The 2991-nt window shown below is 43.5% G+C and carries 1 protein-coding gene and 1 pseudogene; one reads left to right on the forward strand and one right to left on the reverse strand.

Annotated elements, in window-relative coordinates; translation table 11 throughout:
- Positions 1-248: pseudogene (locus PX636_RS10430) on the forward strand (transposase domain-containing protein); the annotation flags it as partial.
- A 164-nt stretch (positions 249-412) separates the two neighbouring features.
- On the opposite strand, the gene PX636_RS10435 reads toward PX636_RS10430, so the two are convergent.
- Positions 413-2638, reverse strand: a complete 2226-nt coding sequence (locus tag PX636_RS10435; protein WP_288117062.1) for a heavy metal translocating P-type ATPase — start codon at positions 2636-2638, stop codon at positions 413-415.
- Positions 2639-2991: the final 353 nt, after the last annotated feature.

Consider the following 2991-nt stretch of genomic DNA (forward strand, 5'->3'; position numbering starts at 1 on the left):
TAGGATATTTGGCTGAAATGGGATGGGATTCACAGCCTTGTATTCCTTAGGCTTGGCAAGAAGAAAAAACCACGATAAAGTTACCACCAATTGAAGGTAAAAGACTAAATATTTTAGGAATAATGAAACGAGATAATCAATTATTTTATGAGACACAGGTCGGAACGGTTACTAGCGAGATAGTTATCAATTTTCTGGATAAATATTGCCAAAATATAGAGTTGGAGACTCATTGGTTAATCTCTCAAAGAGTTGAACTAGCTTCCCCTCAGAGCGTCAATCCTATTCTTAATCAATGTGAATCAGTAGGCCGACTCCTGCTAACTTTGATTCGCGCTCTTGAAAATAAATAACCCCCACACCCTACACCCCACACCCTACACCCCACACCCTACACCCTACACCCCACACCCTACACCCTGCTCCCCACCCTGGGATGAATTCGACGCAATCGCAAGGCATTCGTCACCACGGAAAGGGAACTTAAAGCCATGGCAGCACCGGCAATAATCGGATTGAGCAGAAAAGGATAGAGGACTCCGGCAGCGATGGGAATGGCAATCAGGTTATAAATAAAAGCAAAAAAGAGATTTTCTTTGATATTTCCCATTGTTGCCCGACTTAACTCAATAGCAGTCACAATTCCCTGTAAATCTCCCGAAATTAAGGTTATATCGCTTGCAGCGATCGCTACATCGGTCCCCGTGCCAATGGCAATACCTAAGTCCGCTTGCGCCAATGCGATCGCATCATTGATACCATCGCCAACCATGGCGACTATTTTCCCTTTTTTCTGCAAATATTCGATTTTTTCGGCTTTTTCTTGGGGACGGAGTGCGGCAAAAAAGCGCCGGATACCCAACTCGCTGGCGATCGCCTCTGCGGTTTCGAGGTTGTCCCCCGTCATCATCATCACCTCTAAGCCCATTTTTTTGAGCTTGGCGACCACTAAGGAAGAAAAAGGTTTTAAAACGTCGGAAATGGCGATCACCCCCTCTAAACGCCCGTTAACCGCTATCCAAGCCACGGTTTTTTTCTGCCATTCCCAATCGTGGGCGACTTTTTTAAGAACTTTTGTTTCAACTCCTTGACGTTCTAACCATTGTTGTGTACCGATTTGCACTAAATCCGACCCGACTTTTCCCTGCACTCCTGACCCAGTTATTGAGTCAAATTCGCTTACTTCTAGGGTTTTAATCTGATTTAACTGCCCATATCTAACTATTGCTTCTCCTAGCGGGTGTTCAGAATGATTCTCCACCGATACGACTAACTGCAGCAGCGATAATTCCCGTCCATCCCTCACCCCCTCGCGAGTCAAGAAGTCCGTCACCGTTGGTTTCCCCTGGGTGAGAGTTCCCGTTTTATCGAGAACAATAGTAGTAATACCCTGGGCCAATTCTAAACTTTCGGCATTTTTAATTAAAATTCCCTGTTTTGCTCCCTGTCCTGTTCCCACCATAATCGAGGTGGGTGTAGCTAATCCTAGCGCACAGGGACAAGCGATAATTAGGACTTCCACCATTGTAATCAAAGCGAGGGTGAGATTACCCGTGCGGAGAATCCAAAATAGGAAAGTTATTACGGCAATAATCATCACCACCGGCACAAAATAAGCAGTCACTCGATCGACTAATCTTTGTATAGGTGCTTTTGATGCTTGCGCGGTTTGCACTAATCGGACAATCTGAGCTAAAACCGTATCTTTTCCCACCCGTAACGCTTGCATTTGTAGGCTACCGGTTTTATTAATTGTCGCACCGATTACCTGTTGATTGACGGTTTTTCGCACGGGTAAACTTTCCCCCGTCACCATCGATTCATCAATGCTAGAACTGCCTTGGATAATTATGCCATCGACGGGAATTTTTTCCCCCGGACGCACTAAAATCATATCTCCTACTTTCACCTCTTCGATCGGTAGATCCAGCGTCTGTTCTTCCCTAATCACCCTAGCAGTTTTTGCCTGTAATCCCATTAATTGTTTAATAGCGGCGGCCGTTTCTTTTCTGGCACGTTTTTCGAGGAAACGACCGAGTAAAATCAGAGTAATGACGATAGCTGATGCTTCGTAATAGACATGGGAATTAAACCCCTGTTTTTCGATAAAATCGCTCCCGAAGGTTAAAAACAGGGAATAAAAATAGGCGGCACTGGTTCCCAAAACTACTAAAGTGTCCATGGTGGCAGTGCGATTTTTAAAGGCTTTCCAAGCATTTTTATAAAAACTTTGACCACACCAAAATTGGACGGGAGTAGCGAGAATTAATTGTAATAAGGGAGCGTGTAACCAGTGGGGAATAAAAGATAGAGATAAACCCGTCATCATCGGCAAAGAACCGATAAAAAGTATAATGCTAATAACAATAGCGATCGATAGTTTAGTGAGAAGTTCTTTTTCTGGCCTGGATTCGAGATTAATTTCCGTTATCGGTGTAGCCCGGAAACCGGCATCCCTAACTTTTGCTTGAATAGTGTTAAGATCGGTACGCTTGGGATCATAGTCCACATCCACCTGTTCCATGCCAAAATTAACTTGACATTGAATCACTCCGGGGATAGATTTAATTATCCGTTCGATCGAATTAGCACAACCAGCGCAACTCATCCCGGCGAGTTTGAGAGTTTGATGGGTCATAATTTTAATAGCAGCGGAAGTCAGCAAGAAAATCCCCTGCAGCAGAGTTATATCTTTAGGATAAAATATTCCCCTAGCTGCAGGGTCAAGAATCCTCTGTTAATTTTTCTGAATAGATATGAAGAAATGTCAAAAAGAGTGCTTATATTTTCCTAACACACCCTTAATTTTTGTGGACAAATTTCAATTAGGGCTTGCTGAATAAATCTAAAAACCTTGTTGGGTAAGACTTTTAGACTTTTTGTCAATCAAAAAGTACCGGATATGCGAGTGATCGGGGGGAAAATTCCTGGACTTTTTCCCTGAAAATTAGGTAATTGACCCCCTCAAAATCGGTAAAACCCTACACCCCA

Origin of the sequence: Microcystis sp. M53598_WE2 (assembly GCF_030067735.1) — a bacterium.
GTDB classification, from domain to species: Bacteria; Cyanobacteriota; Cyanobacteriia; order Cyanobacteriales; family Microcystaceae; genus Microcystis; species Microcystis aeruginosa.

Excerpts from the sequence above, each read along its gene's own strand:
- PX636_RS10435 (WP_288117062.1), bottom strand. The coding sequence starts at position 2,638 with ATGACCCATCAAACTCTCAAACTCGCCGGGATGAGTTGCGCTGGTTGT.